The 21,005-nt window shown below is 47.0% G+C and carries 21 protein-coding genes and 2 tRNA genes; 11 read left to right on the top strand and 12 right to left on the bottom strand.

Going from position 1 to position 21,005, the window contains the following annotated elements:
• Positions 1 to 130: 130 nt before the first annotated feature.
• The 7 genes from E5355_RS02015 to prmC all read right to left on the bottom strand — a co-directional run bounded on the left by E5355_RS02015 (position 131) and on the right by prmC (position 4,316).
• Positions 131 to 214, bottom strand: a tRNA-Leu gene (locus E5355_RS02015).
• A gap of 22 nt (positions 215 to 236) precedes the next feature.
• Positions 237 to 309, bottom strand: a tRNA-Gly gene (locus E5355_RS02010).
• A 102-nt stretch (positions 310 to 411) separates the two neighbouring features.
• Positions 412 to 1,752, bottom strand: a complete 1,341-nt coding sequence (gene argH / locus E5355_RS02005) for an argininosuccinate lyase (RefSeq protein ID WP_136008966.1) — start codon at positions 1,750 to 1,752, stop codon at positions 412 to 414.
• Between the two features lie 28 nt (positions 1,753 to 1,780).
• On the bottom strand, positions 1,781 to 2,191 hold the full coding sequence (locus E5355_RS02000) for an SRPBCC family protein (RefSeq protein WP_136008965.1): 411 nt from the start codon (positions 2,189 to 2,191) through the stop codon (positions 1,781 to 1,783).
• Positions 2,192 to 2,285: 94 nt separating this feature from the next.
• Positions 2,286 to 2,924 (bottom strand): orotate phosphoribosyltransferase, encoded by a 639-nt coding sequence (gene pyrE, locus E5355_RS01995; RefSeq protein ID WP_136008964.1) that lies wholly within the window; start codon positions 2,922 to 2,924, stop codon positions 2,286 to 2,288.
• 82 nt (positions 2,925 to 3,006) lie between these two features.
• Positions 3,007 to 3,483 (bottom strand): regulatory protein RecX, encoded by a 477-nt coding sequence (locus E5355_RS01990; RefSeq protein ID WP_136008963.1) that lies wholly within the window; start codon positions 3,481 to 3,483, stop codon positions 3,007 to 3,009.
• Positions 3,474 to 4,316: a peptide chain release factor N(5)-glutamine methyltransferase gene (gene prmC / locus E5355_RS01985; RefSeq protein WP_136008962.1), complete on the bottom strand. Its 843-nt coding sequence runs from the start codon at positions 4,314 to 4,316 to the stop codon at positions 3,474 to 3,476. Before prmC ends, E5355_RS01990 begins: the two co-directional genes overlap by 10 nt.
• 74 nt (positions 4,317 to 4,390) lie before the next feature.
• Here prmC and ribD point away from each other — a divergent pair, with 74 nt between their 5' ends.
• The 11 genes from ribD (at position 4,391) to E5355_RS01930 (ending at position 16,531) form a co-directional block, all read left to right on the top strand.
• Positions 4,391 to 5,443, top strand: a complete 1,053-nt coding sequence (ribD, locus tag E5355_RS01980) for a bifunctional diaminohydroxyphosphoribosylaminopyrimidine deaminase/5-amino-6-(5-phosphoribosylamino)uracil reductase RibD (protein WP_136008961.1) — start codon at positions 4,391 to 4,393, stop codon at positions 5,441 to 5,443.
• A 375-nt stretch (positions 5,444 to 5,818) separates the two neighbouring features.
• Positions 5,819 to 7,183 carry a DUF6242 domain-containing protein gene (locus E5355_RS01975; RefSeq protein WP_136008960.1) on the top strand — a complete coding sequence of 455 codons (1,365 nt, stop codon included), beginning with the start codon at positions 5,819 to 5,821 and terminating at the stop codon, positions 7,181 to 7,183.
• Positions 7,184 to 7,188: 5 nt separating this feature from the next.
• The gene (locus E5355_RS01970; RefSeq protein ID WP_136008984.1) at positions 7,189 to 7,923 is read left to right on the top strand and encodes an isoprenyl transferase; all 735 of its coding nucleotides are present in this window, start codon (positions 7,189 to 7,191) and stop codon (positions 7,921 to 7,923) included.
• Positions 7,924 to 7,976: 53 nt separating this feature from the next.
• On the top strand, positions 7,977 to 10,616 hold the full coding sequence (gene bamA / locus E5355_RS01965; protein WP_136008959.1) for an outer membrane protein assembly factor BamA: 2,640 nt from the start codon (positions 7,977 to 7,979) through the stop codon (positions 10,614 to 10,616).
• A 41-nt stretch (positions 10,617 to 10,657) separates the two neighbouring features.
• Positions 10,658 to 11,173, top strand: a complete 516-nt coding sequence (locus E5355_RS01960) for an OmpH family outer membrane protein (protein WP_136008958.1) — start codon at positions 10,658 to 10,660, stop codon at positions 11,171 to 11,173.
• A gap of 126 nt (positions 11,174 to 11,299) precedes the next feature.
• A complete protein-coding gene (locus E5355_RS01955; RefSeq protein WP_136008957.1) occupies positions 11,300 to 11,806 on the top strand; it encodes an OmpH family outer membrane protein in 507 nt (168 codons plus the stop codon).
• 109 nt (positions 11,807 to 11,915) lie between these two features.
• Positions 11,916 to 12,755 carry a glutamate racemase gene (gene murI, locus E5355_RS01950; protein WP_136008956.1) on the top strand — a complete coding sequence of 280 codons (840 nt, stop codon included), beginning with the start codon at positions 11,916 to 11,918 and terminating at the stop codon, positions 12,753 to 12,755.
• 75 nt (positions 12,756 to 12,830) lie between these two features.
• Positions 12,831 to 13,070: a DUF2007-related protein gene (locus E5355_RS01945; RefSeq protein ID WP_136008955.1), complete on the top strand. Its 240-nt coding sequence runs from the start codon at positions 12,831 to 12,833 to the stop codon at positions 13,068 to 13,070.
• Entirely contained in the window at positions 13,060 to 14,214 is a 1,155-nt protein-coding gene (gene proB, locus E5355_RS01940) for a glutamate 5-kinase (RefSeq protein ID WP_136008954.1), read from the top strand. Before E5355_RS01945 ends, proB begins: the two co-directional genes overlap by 11 nt.
• Positions 14,215 to 14,285: 71 nt before the next feature.
• Positions 14,286 to 15,533: a glutamate-5-semialdehyde dehydrogenase gene (locus E5355_RS01935; protein ID WP_136008953.1), complete on the top strand. Its 1,248-nt coding sequence runs from the start codon at positions 14,286 to 14,288 to the stop codon at positions 15,531 to 15,533.
• 44 nt (positions 15,534 to 15,577) lie between these two features.
• Entirely contained in the window at positions 15,578 to 16,531 is a 954-nt protein-coding gene (locus E5355_RS01930; protein ID WP_136008952.1) for an acetylornithine carbamoyltransferase, read from the top strand.
• A 176-nt stretch (positions 16,532 to 16,707) separates the two neighbouring features.
• Here the strand turns inward: E5355_RS01930 and E5355_RS01925 are convergent, their stop codons facing one another.
• Genes E5355_RS01925 through E5355_RS01905 form a run of 5 tightly spaced genes read right to left on the bottom strand, consistent with a single transcriptional unit; the run spans position 16,708 to position 20,991 of the window.
• Complete coding sequence (locus tag E5355_RS01925; RefSeq protein WP_136008951.1) at positions 16,708 to 17,094, bottom strand: rhodanese-like domain-containing protein; 387 nt, start codon at positions 17,092 to 17,094, stop codon at positions 16,708 to 16,710.
• A 13-nt stretch (positions 17,095 to 17,107) separates the two neighbouring features.
• Complete coding sequence (locus tag E5355_RS01920; protein ID WP_136008950.1) at positions 17,108 to 17,776, bottom strand: hypothetical protein; 669 nt, start codon at positions 17,774 to 17,776, stop codon at positions 17,108 to 17,110.
• Positions 17,777 to 17,780: 4 nt separating this feature from the next.
• Entirely contained in the window at positions 17,781 to 18,938 is a 1,158-nt protein-coding gene (locus E5355_RS01915) for an acyltransferase (protein ID WP_136008949.1), read from the bottom strand.
• Positions 18,939 to 18,943: 5 nt separating this feature from the next.
• The gene (locus tag E5355_RS01910; protein WP_136008948.1) at positions 18,944 to 19,924 is read right to left on the bottom strand and encodes a D-alanine--D-alanine ligase; all 981 of its coding nucleotides are present in this window, start codon (positions 19,922 to 19,924) and stop codon (positions 18,944 to 18,946) included.
• Entirely contained in the window at positions 19,921 to 20,991 is a 1,071-nt protein-coding gene (locus tag E5355_RS01905) for an RluA family pseudouridine synthase (RefSeq protein ID WP_136008983.1), read from the bottom strand. Before E5355_RS01905 ends, E5355_RS01910 begins: the two co-directional genes overlap by 4 nt.
• Positions 20,992 to 21,005: the final 14 nt, after the last annotated feature.

The raw sequence follows: 21,005 nt of genomic DNA, 5'->3' as shown, positions 1-21,005 counted from the left end.
AATAGAAAAGCTTGGATACGGATATTTCAGAACCGTAACAAATTCTTTCTTCTAAAGCACTCATATCCAACGAATAACAGAGATAAAAGAAAAGGGACGAACCGTGGAAAACACGATTCGTCCCTTAGAGTACTCGAAGCGGGACTTGAACCCGCACAGCCGCAATGGCCAAAGGATTTTAAGTCCTTCGTGTCTACCATTCCACCATTCGAGCATCCTAAAAAAGGGAAAAAGAGAGCGGAAAACGAGACTCGAACTCGCGACCCTAACCTTGGCAAGGTTATGCTCTACCAACTGAGCTATTTCCGCATTTGGATAACGGGTGCAAAGATAAACAGTTTTCCCGTTTCTGCCAAATTTTTTTTTATAAAAGTACAGTACTCGAACCGGGACTTGAAGCCGTAGAACCTTTTACCTGCCCAGCAACTCTTTCTCTGCAGCTTGCATGGTAGCAAAATCGAAGCCCTCTACCACTTTCTGCATCAAGGCAGAGATATCATCGTTGCAAAGGTTTCCTATACTGCCTTCATGGGTATGGTGTACTTCTTTGCTATGCGAAAAGTTCCCGGCTTCAATATCCAGTCCCACCTTCTTGTAGGCATCGCGAAAAGGCATCCCTTCACGTGCCAAACGGTTGACTTCCTCCACACTGAAAATAAGCAGATACTTGTCATCATCAAGAATATGCTCGTTTACATTGATTTCATTCATAATGTAAGTTGTCATCTGCAGACAGTCTTTCAGTTCCTGAAAAGCAGGCAGAAAGACCTCTTTGATAATCTGCAAGTCACGGAAATAGCCGGAAGGAAGATTGTTGGCTATCATCATAATCTGCTGGGGAAGGGACTGCAATTTGTTGCACTTGGCACGCGTCAACTCAAAGACGTCCGGGTTCTTCTTGTGAGGCATGATGCTGGAACCGGTAGTGCAATCATCCGGCAGCTTCACAAAACCGAAGTTCTGACTGTTGAACATACATGCGTCAAAAGCCAATTTCGATATGGTTCCGGCCACACTGGCAAGGGCAAAAGCTACATTACGCTCCATCTTGCCACGCCCCATCTGGGCATACACTACGTTGTAGTTGAGGGAATCAAATCCCAAAAGACGGGTAGTCATCGTACGGTTCAGCGGGAATGAGGAACCGTATCCCGCAGCAGACCCCAAAGGATTGCGGTTGCACATCTTGAAAGCAGCCTGAAGGAACATCATATCGTCCACCAGGCTCTCGGCGTATGCCCCAAACCAAAGTCCGAAAGAAGACGGCATGGCTATCTGCAAGTGTGTATAGCCCGGCATCAGTACATCCTTGTAGCGTTCGCTCTGCATAACCAGCACATGGAACAATTGTTCCACAGCTTCCGCCACCTCCTTTATCTCTGTACGGGTAAAGAGCTTCAAATCGAGCAACACCTGGTCGTTACGCGAACGTCCGCTGTGTATTTTCTTACCTATATCACCCAAGTTACGCGTCAGCATAAGTTCCACTTGCGAGTGAACGTCTTCCACTCCCTCTTCTATCACAAATTCTCCGCGCTCGGCCATTGCATAGATTTCCTTCAATTCGGCCAGCAATTGCCGCAGTTCTTCTTTCGTCAACAAACCAATGCTTTCAAGCATCGTGATGTGCGCCATGGAACCCAACACATCGTGCTTTGCCAAATAAAGGTCCATTTCACGGTCACGGCCTACCGTGAAGCGTTCGATATCTTTATTTACCTGAATGGATTTTTCCCAAAGTTTCTGAGCCACGTTGTTTCTAATGATTAATAGTTAATAATTAATATTGTATCATCGCCAACATATCTGCCATTTTCTCCAGTCCTTCCTGCAAAGGCTTTTGTACCATAGTCTTCATAAACGGGTTTATATCCATGCCGATGGTAAGCTTCATTTTGCATTCAGTTTCGGTAACGGGTACAATCTGTATCCACAGATTGAAGGGCAACGGTGAAGTGGTTGTTGCAAACTTGATACACTTGCAAGGTTCCTTTTCCACAATTTGTAACGTAATCTTTCCTACAGGAGCCACTTCTATCGTTATGCTTTCTGCATCAAAACTAAAACTCTTCACATTGTTTTCAGGCAAACGGTCTTTCACTTTCTCCAGATTGCTCAGGTCGGAAAGCTTTTCATAAACAGCTTCTTGTGAAGCCGGTACAACTTTCACTCCACTCTCAAATTTCGTCATAATCAGTCGTATTCAAAAAGAAAAAAAGAACTATCCGGACAGAATCTATCCGAATGGCTCTTTTATCCATATCAATATTTTTACAAATAAGTTCTTATTTTCCAGATTCCCAATGTGCAGGGTCTTTACGCCATTCATTCAGAGTCTCCACATCTCCTTCCTCGATATAGCCCGTACGCAGTGCCACTTCCAGTACAGCCTCGTAATTGGTCAGTGTCACCAAAGGTACTTTGGCATCCTTAAATGCCTTTTCAGCAACTGGGAAACCATAAGTATAGGCAGCCACCATACCGATGACCTCACATCCGTCACGACGGATAGCTTCTACAGCCTTTAAGCTACTTCCACCCGTCGAAATCAAATCTTCCACGACTACCACCTTCATACCGGGACGAAGTTCACCTTCAATCAAATTCTCCAGTCCATGGTCTTTCGGAGTGGAGCGTACATATACAAATGGCAGGCTCAATGCATCGGCCACCAAGGCACCTTGCGGAATAGCTCCTGTTGCCACACCGGCAATGGCATCCACCTGTCCGAAACGTTCCAAAATCAGACGCGTAATTTCAATCTTCACGAAATTACGGAGAGAAGGATAAGAAAGGGTTTTGCGGTTATCACAATAAAACGGAGACTTCCATCCGGATGCCCAAGTAAACGGGTTAGCCGGTTGTAGCTTAATCGCTTTTATCTTCAGCAACTTCTCTGCAAACAATCTTTCTAAAGTTTTCATAGCAAAACTAATCTATATATGATAAATATGGCGCAAAAATACGGAAACAGAATGAGAATTAAAAAGAGAAAGCCGATAATTTTCATTCGGAGTAGTCATTTTCCCCTGAAACCTCTATGCAACGACATATATCCTTCACTTCGAACCCCCTGCTCAAGGCAAAACGCATCAATTTACCATTCAGTTCATACTCATTTTCGGCACGGACGCTTTTACGCTTTGCCGCCAGCAGCTTCTGCAGAACAGAGTGGTATTCTTCTTCATCAATCTCGTTCAAATAGGGCCAATAGACAGACGAAGATATCTTTTTCAACTGGAGCGCCTGCCTTATCTTCATCTTGCCCCATTTGGCAAAACGGTATTTGTCGTTGATGAAAGCACGACAGAAGCGCTCTTCATCAATGTACTTTTCTTGCTCCAAACGATTGATGATACGGTCTATGGCATCATAGGCAATGCCCCAGCGTTGCAGTTTTTCTGCAATCTCCGCCCGGCAATGCTCGGCAGTGGAGCAATATGCCGCCACTCTGTTCAAAGCTTCTGTTTCAGTTATTTCCATCGTTCTGCAATTACGTACCGGTCGTTGCCGGAGATATCTTTTCGGATACGGACATTCGCATAGCCTTGCTTGCGAAGCATCGAAGCGACAGCCTCTCCAAATGCCCGGTTGATTTCAAAATAGAGTTGGCCGCCGGCCGTCAGCATTCTCCGTCCCAGTTCACCTATACACCGATAGAAACGGAGCGGGTCGCTGTCCGGAACAAATAAAGCCTCCGAAGGTTCCCAGTTCAAGACATTAGGCTCCATGTCCCGCTTTTCTGTTTCCGTAACATAAGGTGGATTACTGACGATTACATCAAAACAGTCATCCTCAGCAGGTTGATACGTCAGGACATCACGCTGTACAAATTGTACGGAAGCCTGCAGCAAACAGTTATTACCGTCGGCTATGGCAAGAGCTTCTCCGGAAATATCCCAAGCGGTTACTTCCGCCTCCGGCAACTCCTTAGACAAAGTGACGGCAATGCACCCGCTTCCGGTACCAATGTCGAGAATACGGGAAGCCGGAGCGATTTCCTTCAACATCGCCTCCACCAGTTCTTCCGTTTCGGGACGGGGAATAAGTACCCCCGACGCCACCTGAAAAGTACGTCCCAGGAAACGGGCAGCACCCTGCACATACTGTATGGGCTCAAAATTGCACAGACGGGAAAGAATGCTTTCCAATTCCCTTTCATTGTTTGGAGATAAAATCATATCTTTGCCCAGGTAATAGTCAATATTACTCTGACCAAACATTTCACAGCAGACAATACGAGAAAGGTTGGCCGCCTCCCGGGGAGGATAGCACTCCTGCAAAGCGCTGCGGATATGTGAAACGGTTACATTCATTCGGAGTCCGGTTTTATTCGGGCTGCAAAAGTAATCATTAATTTTGATTATTCAACCAAAAGATAAGCAAGGACATGAATTCAGAAGAAGAGAAATACATGCTGCGGTGCATCCAACTGGCACGAAACGGGCAATGCAATGCAGCGCCCAACCCGATGGTAGGAGCAGTAATAGTATGTGACGGGAAAATCATAGGCGAAGGATACCATGTGCGCTGCGGAGAAGCTCACGCCGAGGTCAACGCCATCCGTTCCGTGAAAGACACATCCCTACTGAGGCGGTCCACCATTTACGTCAGCCTGGAACCGTGTTCGCACTATGGCAAAACTCCTCCTTGTGCAGACCTCATCATCGAAAAGCAGATTCCACGCATCGTTATCGGGTGCGGAGATCCTTTCTCCAAGGTTGCGGGCCGAGGCATACAGAAACTGAAGGATGCCGGACGTGAAGTTATTGTCGGAGTGCTGGAAGCAGAATGTCGGCAGCTCATCCGCAGGTTCATCACCTTCCATACTTTGCGACGCCCCTACATCACCTTGAAATGGGCGGAATCTTCAGACAGATACATCGATTACTCCCGCACGGACGGCAAACCAATCATTCTCTCCAGCCCGCTGACCTCAATGATGGTGCACAAAAAACGGACAGAGCACAGTGCCATATTAGTAGGTACCCGTACGGCTGAACTGGACAATCCCGGCCTGAATGTCCGCCATTGGCATGGTCATTCACCGGTACGTATCGTGCTGGACCAGCAACAAAAGCTATCCCCCAACCTTCACCTATTTGACGGTAGCGTGCCGACCCTCGTTTTTACAGAAGCCCCGCACGCTCCGCTACCGAATACAGAGTATCTGCCGGTCAGCGACTACCGGCAGAACATACTCCCCGAAATCATGGAAACGCTGTATACACGCGGATTACAATCCCTTTTGGTAGAGGGTGGCAGCCAAACGCTCCAATCCTTCATTGATGCCGGACTGTGGGACGAAATCTTTGTAGAAGAAGCCCCGTGCCTCCTACGCTCCGGAGTCAAAGCACCCAAAGTCAGCGACAGACATCCTTTTATGAAAGAACATTTCTTTAATAGAGATTTTCGCCATTATACGGCCGTAAACAAAATCTAGAAGCGTGCTTCAATCCTGTTCAGTATTATCCCAAAGATTCCAAGAACGGATTGGCACACACTTTCCAAACAGTCTGCCATCAGCTTTGCGCCGCCCTCTTTCCGCGTCTGTTCCGTATCATCATAGTGTACGGGGGCGGGCAAGGAAAAATGAGGCTACGAGGCCTTGAATGGAATCGTCCCTTCAGACCGGCACATTATGTGCCACATGTTTTTCAAACATCGTAAAAAATCATCAACAGCCTCATTCCAGGACTTTTCTATCGGGAAAAACAATCTTATTATCTATAATTTTATATAAAACTTCTACGTAAAGCTGTTTATAGAAAAAAATGTTCCTATTTTTGCAACTTGTAAATAAACACTAACTTTCAAAATGAGAATAAAGTTTCTATCAGTAATTGCGAGTTTTCTTATTGTGTCATTTGCTCTAAGTTCATGCCTTGACTCTGACGACAATTATGAATTCAGCTCCGATGCTACTATACATGCTTTTGGTATTGATACCATACATGGCAAACATTACAAATTTACAATTGACCAGCTTAAAAGACTCATCTATAACAGGGATTCCTTGCCCGTAGGTTCGGATACCATCATCGACCGTATTTTAATTGATACTATGGACGTTACCGGTTGGATAACTTCAGGCTCGCCTACCGACACGGTATTTGTCATGTCGGACTCCGTAGATTTAAGACCCGCCATGAACAACGATGCCGGCATGCTATTCAAAGCACATGCCGCCGATGGCATTACAATCCGAGAATATAAACTGAAAATTAATGTACATCTGCAAGACCCGGACTCACTCGTCTGGACAGACATGCAGAAAAGAGGGAATGTATTCTCCAATACCATCAATTTAGGCCAGCAAAAAGCGGTTGTACTGGGTGACGAACTGTTTGTCTACACTTCCAACACTACCGCTTACAAGACATCAACTGCGCCCGATAAATACAACTGGAGTGAGATTAATGTCAGCAACCTCCCCTCAGATGTAAAGCTGACATCTGCCGTAGAGTATAACGATGCACTCTATATGGTGACGAAAAGCAAAAAAGTATTCAGCTCCACTGATGGCGCCGCTTGGACAGAAGTCACCACATTGGGAGACAATGTCATAGTCCTCATCAATGGTTTCTCTGACCGGCTTTCGGGCATTGTGGAAATCAACGGAAAGCAATATTTCAATATATGTAAAGACGGAAAGAATTGGGAAGCGGAAAACACGGCTGACAACCTTATCCTTGAGGAAGTACCGGCAGGATTCCCTACCGAAAACATATCCACAACCCAGACCCGAACCGGCAATGGTGTAGAGAAGGTGATTCTGGTAGGAATGCCGCCGGTCAGTGAAAAAGAGACAATACCCTGGTTCTCATTGGACGGCAAAGGTTGGGCTAGTTTGGACAACACAATGTACGACACATATTGTCCCAGCATAGTGAACCCCGCCATCATGTTCTATGGCGGTATGCTCTATTGTTTTGGAGGAGAACTTGACGCCATCTACAGCTCCATCACGGGCATTGCGTGGAGCCAGACAGAAACCAAATTCCTGCTACCTCAGGAATTCAAAGGTAAAGGAGCGTATTCCATCATAGTGGAACCGACGAAAGACAAGACAGTGGCCCCGGCAGACAAACGGGACTTCATCTGGGTAATATTCGGCGGTAACGGAACCAAGAATGAGGTATGGCGCGGACGTCTTAACAGATTGGGCTTCGAAATACAATAATAATGATGTCATACAAGGAAGAAATCGATCTAAACCGGATACCACAGCATGTGGCGATTATCATGGACGGTAACGGACGGTGGGCCAAGCAGCGTGGACACGAACGTAGCTATGGACATCAGGCCGGTGCGGAAACTGTGCATATCATTGCAGAGGAAGCCGCTAAATTAGGAGTCAGATACCTTACTTTATATACGTTCTCTACCGAGAACTGGAATCGTCCGTCGGACGAGGTAGCCGCCCTGATGGGACTGCTCTTCGACTCCATAGAGGAAGAGACGTTCATGAAGAACAATATCAGCTTCCGAGTAATAGGAGATATTGAAAAACTGCCTGCCAACGTACAGCAACGGCTCATCACTTGTGTGGCACACACCTCCCACAACACGGGAATGTGTCTAGTGCTGGCATTGAGTTACTCTTCCCGTTGGGAAATAACGGAAGCTGCCCGACAAATGGCCGGTCTGGTACAGAAAGGTGAGTTAAAGCCCGAGCAAATTGACAGTGAACTCATATCCCGCCATCTGACAACCAGCTTCATGCCCGACCCCGACTTGCTGATACGCACCGGAGGCGAACTCCGCCTCAGCAACTACATGCTATGGCAATGCGCTTATTCGGAACTCTATTTCTGTGATACTTACTGGCCCGACTTCCGCGAAGAAGAACTACGTAAAGCCATATGCGACTATCAGAAACGCGAACGCAGGTTCGGCAAGACCAGCGAGCAAATCAATTAATCAACGGACACCCAATATAGTAAATAGTAAATTGTAAAATAGTAAATAAAAAGATGCACTATCGTATTTTCTCCATACTCGTAACGTTTGTCTGCCTTTTCGGCTGCACTCTGACAACAGCAGCACAGGACATAAACAACACCGATGAAGCCGAAAAGCCGGTTATACTCTATTCGGGAACCCCCAAGAAGTATGAAATAGCCGACATTAAGGTTGAAGGAGCCCAAAACTATGAGGATTATGTAATTGTCGGATTGTCCGGACTGTCCAAAGGGCAGACCATCACCGTGCCGGGTGATGAAATTACACAAGCTTGTAAGCGCTACTGGCGCCATGGTCTGTTCTCGGACGTGGAAATCACAGCAGACAAAATTGAGGGTGACAAAATCTGGCTGACCATTCGTCTGACGATGCGTCCGCGTGTTTCCGACATCCGCTACAACGGTGTGAAAAAGTCGGAGCGTGAAGATTTGGAAAGCAGAATCGGTATGATAAAGGGTGGGCAGATTACACCTAATCTGGTAGACCGTGCCAAGACCCTGATAAAACGATACTTTGACGACAAGGGCTTCAAGAATGCAGATGTAATCATCACTCAACGGGATGATCCGGAAAAGAAAAATGAAGTGATTGTCAACATCGACATCGACAAAAAAGAGAAAGTGAAAGTACATCAAATCACCATCACAGGCAACGAGGTTCTCGCAACCAAGAAGCTGAAGCGTGTAATGAAGAAAACAAACGAAAAGGGCAAACTGATCAATCTGTTCCGCACCAAGAAATTCATTGAGGACAACTACGAAGCGGACAAACAGTTAATCATCGATAAATACAACGAACTGGGTTATCGCGACGCCATTATCGTGACAGACAGCATCAAGCCTTATGATGACCGCACGGTGGACATCTTCATGCAGATTGAGGAAGGACAGAAATACTACCTCCGCAATGTAACTTGGGTAGGTAACACACTTTATCCTTCCGAACAACTGAACTTCCTCCTCCAGATGAAGAAGGGCGACGTCTACAACCAAAAGCTGCTTGAAGAACGTACAATGACCGACGACGATGCCATCGGCAACCTCTACTACAACAACGGTTATCTGTTCTACAGCCTCGAACCGGTGGAAGTAAACATCGTGGGCGACTCCATCGACCTAGAAATGCGTATCTACGAAGGCCGCCAGGCTACCATCAACAAAGTCAGCATCAACGGTAACGACCGTTTATATGAAAACGTGGTACGCCGTGAACTCCGTACCCGTCCGGGCGAACTCTTCAGCCGTGAGGACCTGATGCGTTCCATGCGTGAAATCCAGCAGATGGGACACTTCGACCCCGAACAAATCCAACCCGACATCCAACCGAGACCGGAAGACGGCACGGTAGACATCGGTTACGACCTTGTATCCAAAGCCAATGACCAAGTAGAGTTCTCTGCCGGTTGGGGACAAACGGGTATTATCGGTAAGTTAAGTCTGAAGTTCACCAACTTCTCTCTGTCCAACCTGCTACATCCGGGTGAGAACTACCGTGGTATTCTCCCGCAAGGTGACGGTCAGACGTTGACCATCAGCGGCCAGACCAATGCCAAATACTATCAGTCATACAGCGTTTCATTCTATGACCCGTGGTTTGGCGGTAAACGCCCGAACGCGTTCTCCGTATCAGCTTTCTATTCCCGCCAGACCGACATCAGTAGCCGTTATTACAATTCGGCCTACATGAACAGCTATTACAACAGCTTTTATAGCGGTATGTATGGCTACGGTATGTACAACTACGGCAGCTACAATAACTACGAGAATTATTACGACCCGGACAAATCTATCCAGATGTATGGTCTCGCAGTGATGTTCGGTAAGCGTTTGAAATGGCCGGATGACTACTTCCAGTTCACAGCCGAGTTGTCTTATCAACGTTATGTTCTGAGTGACTGGCAGTACTTCCCGGTTACCAACGGTAAGTGTAACAACCTCAGCCTCAACTTGACCTTGTCCCGTAGCTCTATCGACAATCCGATTTATCCACGCCAAGGTTCCGAATTCTCGTTGTCTGCACAAATCACACCGCCTTTCTCTCTGTTTGACGGTACCGATTACAGCAAGTACAGCACCAGCAGTCAGGAAGACATGAACAAGATGCACAAGTGGATTGAATATCACAAGTGGAAATTCAAATCCAAAATCTATATCCCGTTGATGGACCCGATTACCGTTAAACGTACTCCGGTATTGATGGGACGTGTAGAATTCGGTCTGCTGGGACACTACAACAAATACAAAAAATCTCCGTTCGAAACGTTTGACGTAGGTGGTGACGGTATGACCGGCTACTCCAGCTATGCTACAGAAAGTATTGCCCTCCGCGGTTATGAGAACAGTTCATTGACTCCATACCGTTCTGAAGGTTATGCCTATACACGTCTCGGACTGGAATTAAGATATCCTTTGATGCTCGAAACAAGTACCAGTATTTATGCGTTAACGTTTGTAGAAGCCGGTAATGCATGGCATGATGTCAATAAGTTCAATCCGTTCGAATTGAAGCGTTCAGCCGGTGTCGGTGTCCGCATCTTCCTCCCGATGATTGGTATGATGGGTATTGACTGGGCTTACGGTTTCGACAAGATAATGGGTTCCTCGCAATATGGTGGCAGCCAGTTCCACTTCATCTTGGGACAGGAATTCTAAGTAATGGACGATTGATAATTGACAATTAACGCAGTATCGTTATGAAGAAGAGTTTATTGATTCTTTTTACGCTGTTTGCAGTAAGCACAACAGCCAGTGCACAGAAGTTCGCCTTGATTGATATGGAATATATCCTGGAAAATATTCCTGCCTATGAACGTGCCAACGAACAACTGGAACAAGTTTCCAGACAATGGCAGAGTGAAGTTGAAAAGATTTCCGAAGAAGCCAAGACTTTGTACAAGAACTATCAGTCTCAGATTGCTTCCCTTTCTGAAACACAGAGAGGCAAAAAGGAGGAAGAGATTGTCGCTAAAGAAAAATCGGCAGCCGAACTGCGCCGCAAATATTTCGGTCCGGAAGGCGAGCTATATAAGAAACGTGAAAGTCTGATGCAACCTATTCAAGATGAAATATACAATGCTGTAAAGGAAATTGCTACACAGAACGGATATGCAGTAGTTGTAGACCGTGCTTCCGCATCAAGTATCATTTTTGCCTCACCAAGTATTGACGTCAGCAATGAGGTACTTGCAAGACTGGGATATTCAAATTAATTTCATACATTTGTTTCGGAATATAGACTCTTCAGGATTAAAAATAAGCTTGCTTATTTTGTATTGCGTTCAGTTTGCGCTATATTTGCCCCCGATGAATAATCATTCAAATAAATAATAAACATTATGCTTAAAAAAATCGCACTACTCGTAGTTATGTTCGCCCTCCCGCTGGGAGTTATGGCGCAAGCTAAATTCGCCCACATGAATTCTCAGGAAGTAATCGCTGTTATGCCTGAATTTACCAAAGCTCAAGCTGACTTAGACGCCATGTCTAAAAAATATCAGGATGAAATGCAGCGTACCAACGAAGAATTCCAAAAGAAGTATCAGGAATTCCTGGCACAAGCCGACTCTCTGCCGAAAAACATTGCAGAAAGACGCCAGAAAGAGTTGCAGGATATGGCTCAACGTCAAGAACAGTTCCAGCAAGAAGCTTATCAAAGCATGCAGAAAGCACAGCAAGATGCCATGGCTCCCATCTATCAGAAACTGGACGAAGCCATTCAGGCTGTGGGCAAAGCTGAAAGCGTTGTCTACATTTTCGACTTGGCTCGTACCCCGATACCTTTCGTTGGAGCACAGAGCATCGATGTAACCGCCAAAGTTAAAACGCAATTGGGCATTAAATAATAGAATTATTTATAATAGAGCAAGCGCGGATAGTTTTGTCCGCGCTTATTTTTTATACATTACTGAGAAATTTGAATTATCTTTGCATGACACATAGCCTTTAGAACGCATGAAACAAACATTACCTTCTGCAGCCGGTCCCATCGGAATATTCGATTCCGGATATGGTGGACTGACTATCCTAAGCAAGATACGGGAAGCACTTCCCCAATATGATTACATTTATCTGGGCGACAACGCACGTGCGCCTTACGGAACCCGCTCGTTCGAGATTGTCTATGAATTCACTTTACAGGCAGTCACCAAACTATTCGAGATGGGTTGCCACCTCGTCATCCTGGCATGCAATACAGCTTCGGCAAAAGCCCTGCGCAACATACAAATGAATGATTTGCCTCGTCTCGACCCAATGCGCCGTGTGTTGGGAGTAATCCGTCCGACTGTAGAATGTATAGGGAGCATTACCCAAAGCCGCCATGTGGGAGTGCTTGCCACGGCAGGAACCATCAAGTCGGAATCCTATCCGCTGGAAGTGCATAAACTCTTCCCCGACATAAAAGTGAGCGGTGAAGCTTGCCCCCTATGGGTATCACTCGTAGAAAACAATGAGGCACAAGGTGAGGGTAGCGACTACTTCATACGCAAGAACATCAACAACCTGCTAATCAAAGACACGGAAATAGACACCGTCATCCTGGGCTGCACGCACTTCCCGTTGCTGTTGCCTAAGATACAGCAATACATGCCCGACGGCATCACAACCGTCACCCAAGGGGAACTGGTGGCAGACAGCCTGAAAGACTATCTTCACCGCCATCCGGAAATGGACAGAAAATGCACCAAAGGCGGAAGATGCGTCTACCGCACCACAGAATCGGAGGAGAAATTCACTGAATCGGCTTCCACTTTCCTGAATGAATCGATAAGAGTTGAGAGGATTGAACTATAAATCCGTCAGCATTAAACATTAAAACAAAAACATTTGTTATCTTTGTAAGACAAAAACCTCTAAATTCATACCATCATGAAAGAAGAAGACAAAAGCAAACTTGTTGAGGTGTTCACCGGTTCACCGTGGGAAGCAGAACTAGTAAAGAGCTTGCTGGGAAATAGTGATATTGAAGCTGTAACAAAAGACGGAATGGTAGTAAACGTTGTACTGCCTGCCACTGCGGTAGATGTTTCCGTTCTCGTCAATGAGAAAGACTCCGAAGCTGCCATGGAAGTAGTCTGCGAATACGAAAAGAAACACAATGGGGATTGATTTCAATAGAATTGCCATCAAGATAGGCAGCAATGTTTTGACACGTCGTGACGGTACTCTCGACATTACCCGTATGTCCGCTTTGGTAGACCAGATAGCCGAGCTACACAAAGCCGGCATAGAAATAATACTAGTTTCTTCCGGAGCCGTTGCTTCGGGACGTAGCGAAGTGTGCCCCGCCAAGAAGCTGGATAGTGTAGACCAGCGCCAGCTTTTTTCCGCCGTGGGACAAGCCAAGCTCATCAACCGTTACTACGAGCTGTTCCGGGAGCATGGCATTTCCGTAGGACAAGTACTCACAATGAAAGAGAACTTCTCCACCCGCCGCCATTACCTCAACCAAAAAAACTGTATGACCGTAATGTTGGAGAACGGCGTTATTCCCATTGTCAACGAAAACGACACCATTTCTGTAAGCGAACTGATGTTTACCGACAACGACGAGCTGTCCGGTCTGATAGCTTCCATGATGGATGCTCAGGCACTAATCATTCTCAGCAATATAGATGGTATCTACGACGGTTCACCCACCGACCCGGGTTCTCGGGTTATCCGTGAAATAGGACAAGACAAAGACCTCTCCTCCTACATACAAACTTCCAAGTCCAGCTTCGGGCGCGGTGGCATGCTGACCAAAACCAACATTGCCCGTAAAGTGGCAGATGAAGGCATCACAGTTATCATAGCTAACGGGAAGCGGGACAACATCCTCGTGGAAATAATGAAGAATGAAAGATTAAGGATGAAGGATAAAGGATGGGACTGCCCCATCACTCCGGACGACAATCCCTCATCCTTAATCCCTAATCCTTTAAACTATACCCGCTTCATTCCGTCTCCGGAACCGGTATCAAGTATCAAGAAATGGATTGCGCACAGTGAAGGGTTTGCCAAAGGTGAGCTGCACATCAATCATCGTGCCACCGAACTGCTTTTCTCGGACAAAGCAGTAAGCATCCTCCCAGTAGGTATCACTGACATTATAGGTGAGTTCGAGAAGGATGACATCGTACGGATTATCGACTTCAACGGTAAACCCATCGGTGTGGGAAAAGCCAACTGCGACTCCAGTCAGGCGCGGGAAACAATGGGAAAACATGGAAAGAAATCCGTAGTGCACTACGACTACCTATATATAGAATAAACCACAGACGAATATTATCCCACGATATATATTTATACTTGCATATTTATCACCCTATATTCAATGAGGAAATGAACTTAAACAAAACTTTTGTCGCCGTACAAGATGCCAGCCGTAATATGTTAGCATTGAGCGACAAAAAAATCAACCAGATATTACTGTCTGTCGCAGACGCTGCCATAAATAAAACAGACTTCATTCTGAGTGAAAACCAGAAGGATTTGGAGCATATGCCTTCTACCGACCCTAAATACGACCGCCTGAGACTGACAAAAAGCCGTTTGCAGGACATTGCTGCGGATATCCGCAACGTAGCTGCCCTCCCTTCTCCTTTGGGAAAGGTGCTTAAAGAAAGTATATTGCCCAACGGATTGAAGATAAAAAGGGTCAGTGTGCCTTTTGGTGTCATAGGCATTATCTACGAAGCTCGTCCCAACGTCAGTTTCGATGTATTCTCACTCTGCCTTAAAAGCGGAAATGCCTGTATTCTGAAAGGCGGGAGCGATGCAGATTATTCCAACCGTGCCATAATCAGCGTGATACACGAAGTACTGGAACATTTCAATGTAGATACACACATCGTGGAACTGCTTCCTGCCGACAGAGAGGCGACTGCCGAACTACTGCACGCCAACGATTATGTAGATTTGATAATTCCGCGCGGCAGCAGCAGCCTGATAAACTTCGTACGTCAGAATGCCACAGTACCGGTTATAGAGACTGGCGCCGGCGTATGCCATACGCTCTTCGACCGCTATGGCGATATAAGCATAGGTCCATCCATCATTGCCAATGCCAAGACACGCCGCGTCAGTGTATGCAATGCTTTAGATTGCCTGATTATTGAAGCCGACAGCCTGGCCAATTTGCCCGACCTATGCCTGCCGCTGCAATCAAGCAATGTAGAGATATTTGCCGATGAACCTGCCTACCACAGCCTGCTTGGCAAATATCCCGCCGATTTGTTGAGACTCGCCTCTGAAAAGTGCTACGGCAGAGAGTTCCTGGACTACAAGATGGCCATTAAAACCGTGAATTCTTTTCAGGAAGCATTGGCACATATCCGAAAACACGGTTCCAAGCATAGCGAATGCATCATTACGGACGATAAGACACGGGCCGAATGGTTTTGCCGGGAAGTGGACGCCGCTTGTGTGTACGTCAATGCACCGACCTCCTTCACCGACGGCGCACAATTCGGACTTGGTGCCGAAATCGGCATCAGCACCCAAAAGCTACACGCCCGCGGTCCGATGGCCCTGGAAGAAATCACTACATACAAATGGATTGTCGAAGGTTCCGGACAGACCAGACCTTGACAGCTGATATAGCGAAGATATAGATACACTAAAAAGACTGTAATATGAAGAACTTTACTTGTGTGCAGGACATAGGTAACCTAAAGTCTGCACTGAACGAAGCATTCGAGATTAAGAAAGACCGTTTCAAATATGTGGAACTGGGACGTAACAAAACGCTGATGATGATTTTCTTCAACTCCAGCCTGCGTACCCGCCTCAGTACACAGAAGGCCGCATTGAATCTGGGCATGAACGTGATTGTACTGGATATCAACCAAGGAGCCTGGAAACTGGAAACGGAACGTGGCGTCATCATGGACGGTGACAAACCGGAACACTTGCTGGAAGCCATTCCCGTGATGGGCTGCTATTGCGACATCATCGGCGTACGTTCTTTCGCACGTTTCGAAAGCAAGGAAGACGATTACAACGAAGTGATACTGGAGCAGTTCATCAAGCATTCGGGCCGACCGGTATTCTCCATGGAAGCTGCCACACGCCATCCGTTACAGAGTTTTGCCGACTTGATAACCATTGAGGAGTATAAGAAGACGACACGCCCCAAAGTAGTGATGACATGGGCTCCACATCCGCGTCCATTGCCCCAGGCTGTCCCCAACTCCTTTGCCGAATGGATGAATGCAACAGATTATGACTTTGTGATTACGCATCCCGAAGGTTATGAACTCGACCCCAAATTTGTAGGAAATGCCCACGTAGAATATGACCAGATGAAGGCTTTTGAAGGAGCTGATTTTGTCTATGCCAAGAACTGGGCTGCCTATACTGGCGACAACTATGGACAAATATTGAGCAAAGACCGCGCCTGGACAGTAGGCGAGCGCCAGATGGCTGTTACCAACAATGCCTACTTCATGCACTGCCTGCCGGTTCGACGCAACATGATTGTGACAGATGATGTGATAGAAAGTCCGCAGTCCATCGTAATCCCCGAAGCGGCCAATCGGGAGATTTCAGCAACAGTGGTGCTGAAAAGACTACTTGAAGGTATCTAATAATCACTCACAGTTCTTTCACCTAAGGGAGTTAGAAGGAGTTATCGCCCTTCGGGCTCAGGAGTTAAAAACCGATAATTCTGTTAATGTATGGCGATACTATCGCCTCCGGCTCTCTTCCATTCCTTCTAACTCCCTTAAATGAATGAAAGAACCGTGTTTCTGCACAACCGTTATTACCTTTCCACTTCCCTCCCCGCTTCTTCCCAACCGATGAAACCTTTGTCAAGATCATAGATTATATATCCTTTTTTGCTCAGTATGGCGGCGGCCTTTTTACTGCGCTTACCACTGCGACAATATACCGCAATCGGTTTGTCTTTCTGCAGAGTGGAGTCGGCCATCGTTTCAAACGACTCATCCAGCACATTGATATTGATACTGTGGGGCACATGTCCTTCCGAGTATTCGGCAACAGTGCGCACGTCCAGAAGCTGCACCTCCGGATTGGCTATCAATGTGGAAAAGTCATCCACTGAAACAGACTTGAACTGTCCTTCCTTCTGCCCGCAGGAAAATAGGATGGCAAAAACGAGGCAAAGGCCAGCGAACAATGTCTTCATCGAATATTTCATTTTAGTCAGGGTTATAAACAAAATCGTAAGCCTTGATGTCACCAGAATAAGTGTGCACACTAAAATGAACCATAACCTTCCGTATACCCTCTGCCGCATACTGCCTCAAAGGTACGGAAACGTAGGCACGCCTGGTATACGATACCACCTCCTCCTTTGCATCATGATACAGCGTCAGGTATACCTCACTGCACCCGGCAGTGGTATCCACGGTTATTTCATCCTCTACGAAATGAAACTTATGCTCACCATTCTCCTTGACTGTCAATACCATGTTGAGATAGTCAAGTCCCATCCAGATGCCCAGCACATCAGCAGGCTCCGTCTTGACGCCCTCCTCAAACTTGTCGGCTGTCTGGGGAGCAACAGAGAGAACACCGCTCAAAGCATACAGTACCGCACCGGCAGTTCCGTCGGGAGTAACCTCCGAAGCATAATTACTGATGACACGTACCGAGGCGTTCGACTCTATGTTCGTCTTTGTCTTGTCCTCCACTACCGGCAAGGTTTCCCCTTCATCCGTCACAACAGACCGCAGATAGCCGTCAGCCCCCGAAAAGGCAGTCAAGAATTCCAACCTCACGGAAGGATAATGATAATCATCATCGCCACAACCAGCCAACAGACAGGCCAACAAAGGCAAAAGCCACCAATCACAGTACTTCTTCATGTATTCATTCTTTTATAGCCGCCAGATAATTCTTCAACGGGTTGGCATACATCGACAACATCTTTCCACGCAGGAAATCCACATCCTTATCGGGAATGGAAATGCGTTCCAGCTGTTGTTCCATGTAGTCTGTGAAGCGCTGTTTATCCTCGGCAGTGTAATGGTCGGAAAAATCCTCATTCCCCTCGAGAAGGTCGTGCGCCACATAATTATTGGGATACATCCGGTAACTGGCATGAATACGCTTGTCTATCAGCGCAGACATACGTGCAAAGAGTTCGGGCTTCGAAAGCGAACGGTCCATTTTCGCCAATTCGTCATTTATGCAAGCACTCGTCTGGAAATGTACCCGCCCTTTATAGCCGAACAGTCCGGTCTGCATATTCAGCAAATCATCAGCCTTCGTTTTCTTATAGCCTTCAATGTCCCGTTTCAGTTGGAATTCCTGCGCTTTCAGAAAGTCGCAAGGGTCATATTCATAAGAAATGGCAAGCGGAGCTATATTCATCTCCATTAAACGGTCAATGATGTCACCTTCACCGCCTATTGCCAGCATCTTCAGCACACTATCCTGCGTACGGTCGTTGGAGTCCTTGGCACGCCCTTCGCGCTGTGCAATCCAGATGGACTGTTTCTTCTCGCCAATGGTATAGTGCATATAGCGGGACATGCGTGCGGAAGCCTCCAGCATCTGGCGCATGGTCAACGCACGCTGCACGATGAAGGACTTGTTGACACGCACAAATTTCTTAATCCACGGATAAATCAACAGGTTGTCACCAATGGCAATCTCTACCGTATCCATGCCCTGGTCTACCAAGAGAATGGACAAGAAACCGGAGTCAAGAATAATGTCGCGATGGTTGGAAATATAGGTATACGCCACCGACTTGTCAACCGGCAACGCTGTATGCTCCAGAGTCAATCCGTCCGTAGCCTCCTTTGCCAACTTCCACAAAAGTCGATAACAGAAAGTCTTCTGAAACTCCAGTTTGGTTTTACATGCGCGCATTTTCTGCGACCACACTTCAACAGGTACACCAGGCATCACAGTCTCCACTGCCTGCCGGAATGCCTCATCGGCAATCAGCTCCTCATAAACCTGAGGAAGTTCCTCATCATGATAAGGACGGATTTCATCAAATTCTACGCTCGCATTCATAATGATTAATGATTAAACCTATTTTCTATAATATCTGTCATTACATCCTTCATATCCATCCCGGCAGCGCGAACCTGCTGGGGAATGAAGCTGGTGGCAGTCATTCCGGGAGTGGTATTTACCTCCAGCAGATTGATCTTTTCACCTTTGGTAATAATATAGTCCACGCGGATAATGCCGTAGGCCCCGAGTATATCATAAATGGCAGAAGTGAGCGCCTGCACCCTGCGGGTCAAATCGTCCGAGATGCGGGCAGGAGTAATCTCGTCAGACGCACCATTATACTTAGCTTCATAATCGAAGTACTCGTTGTGGCTCACCACCTCCGTAATGGGGAACACTACGGACTTGTCTTTTGTTTTGTAACAGCCGCAGGTAATCTCGGTTCCGTCCATAAAGGCCTCCACCAGTACTTCCTGCGCTTCCGCAAATGCCTTGGCTATGGCAGGTTGTATCTGCTCTTTCGCCGTCACCTTGGTCACGCCGAAACTGGAACCTCCCAAGCTGGGCTTAATGAAGCAAGGCAGACCGATTTTCTCCATCACGTCTTCATCCGTCACCGACTGTCCGCCACGTAGCAGCAACGATTCGGCAATGCGTACGCCGAAACCTTTCAGGTACTGGTTGCAGGCAAACTTATCGTAAGTGAGCGACGCCGCCAGCACTCCGCAACACGAATAAGGGATGTGGAGCATATCGAAATAGCCCTGCAAACGGCCGTCCTCACCCGGAGTCCCGTGGATGGTGATGTAGGCAAAGTCGAATGTCACTTTCGCGCCATCCAGCACGAAGCTGAAGTCGTTACGGTCTACCGGAGCCTTGGTGCCGTCGGGCAGCTGTACATGCCAGTCCAGTCCGCGCATTTCTATAATATATAAGGTATACTTCTCCTTGTCGATGAAGGAGTAAATCCCCTGTGCACTACGCAGGGAGACGTGGAATTCGGAGGTATCTCCTCCAGCTACAATAGCAATCGTGCGTTTCATTCTAATTCTCTGTTACTGATATAGCCTCTCCATTTATCTATCAGCCGGGTCATGTCATCGGGCAATTCCGAAGTGAAGTCCATTTCTTCTCCGGTGACGGGATGTACAAACCCCAGCGTCATGGCATGCAATGCCTGCCGCGGACAAGCGTCGAAGCAGTTGTTTACAAATTGTTTGTATTTGGCGAAGTGGGTTCCTTTCAGGATTTCATGTCCGCCGTAACGTTCGTCATTGAAAAGTATGTGTCCGATGTGCTTCATGTGCACACGGATTTGATGGGTGCGTCCCGTTTCGAGGATACATTCCACCAGAGTGACGTATCCCAGACGCTCGAGTACCCGGTAATGAGTGACGGCATGTTTTCCCTGGTCGTCGGGAAGAACAGTCATCTGCATACGGTCTTTGGGATTACGGCCGATGTTGCCGACAACGGTACCTTCGTCCAGCTCCACATTTCCCCAGACCAGCGCACGGTAGCGGCGCTTTGTTGTCTTGTTGAAAAACTGATTACCGAGATTTGTCTTGGCATCCGGCGTCTTGGCTATCACCAGCAGGCCGGAAGTATCCTTGTCGATACGATGCACCAGTCCCACATGCGGGTCATTGGCATCATAATCGGGATTATCCTTCATGTGCCAAGCTATGGCGTTGACAAGCGTACCATGATAATTGCCATGACCGGGATGCACCACCAGGCCGGCAGGTTTGTTCACTACCATCAGATACTTGTCCTCATATACTATCTCAAGCGGAATATCTTCGGGAATAACCTCATTCTCATAGCGTGGACGGTCCATCATCATGGTAATGACATCCAGCGGCTTCACTTTATAGCTGCTTTTCACAGCCTTGCCGTTGGCCATCACGAAGCCTGCATCGGCAGCCTTCTGAATACGGTTGCGGGAAGCGTTTGTCAGTCGGTCGAACAGATACTTGTCCACACGCATCATCTCCTGCCCCTTGTCCACCACTATACGGAAGTGTTCATAGAGTTGCGCCTCGTCGCCAACCGGCTCTACGTCGTCCAGTTCATCGTTATCTATATCATCCGGCAATTCTTCTATCATCACAGCATTTACAA

It is taken from the genome of Bacteroides muris (ex Afrizal et al. 2022) (assembly GCF_004793475.1).
Taxonomy (GTDB): domain Bacteria; phylum Bacteroidota; class Bacteroidia; order Bacteroidales; family Bacteroidaceae; genus Bacteroides; species Bacteroides muris.
This window is presented reverse-complemented; position numbering and strand designations above follow the sequence as displayed.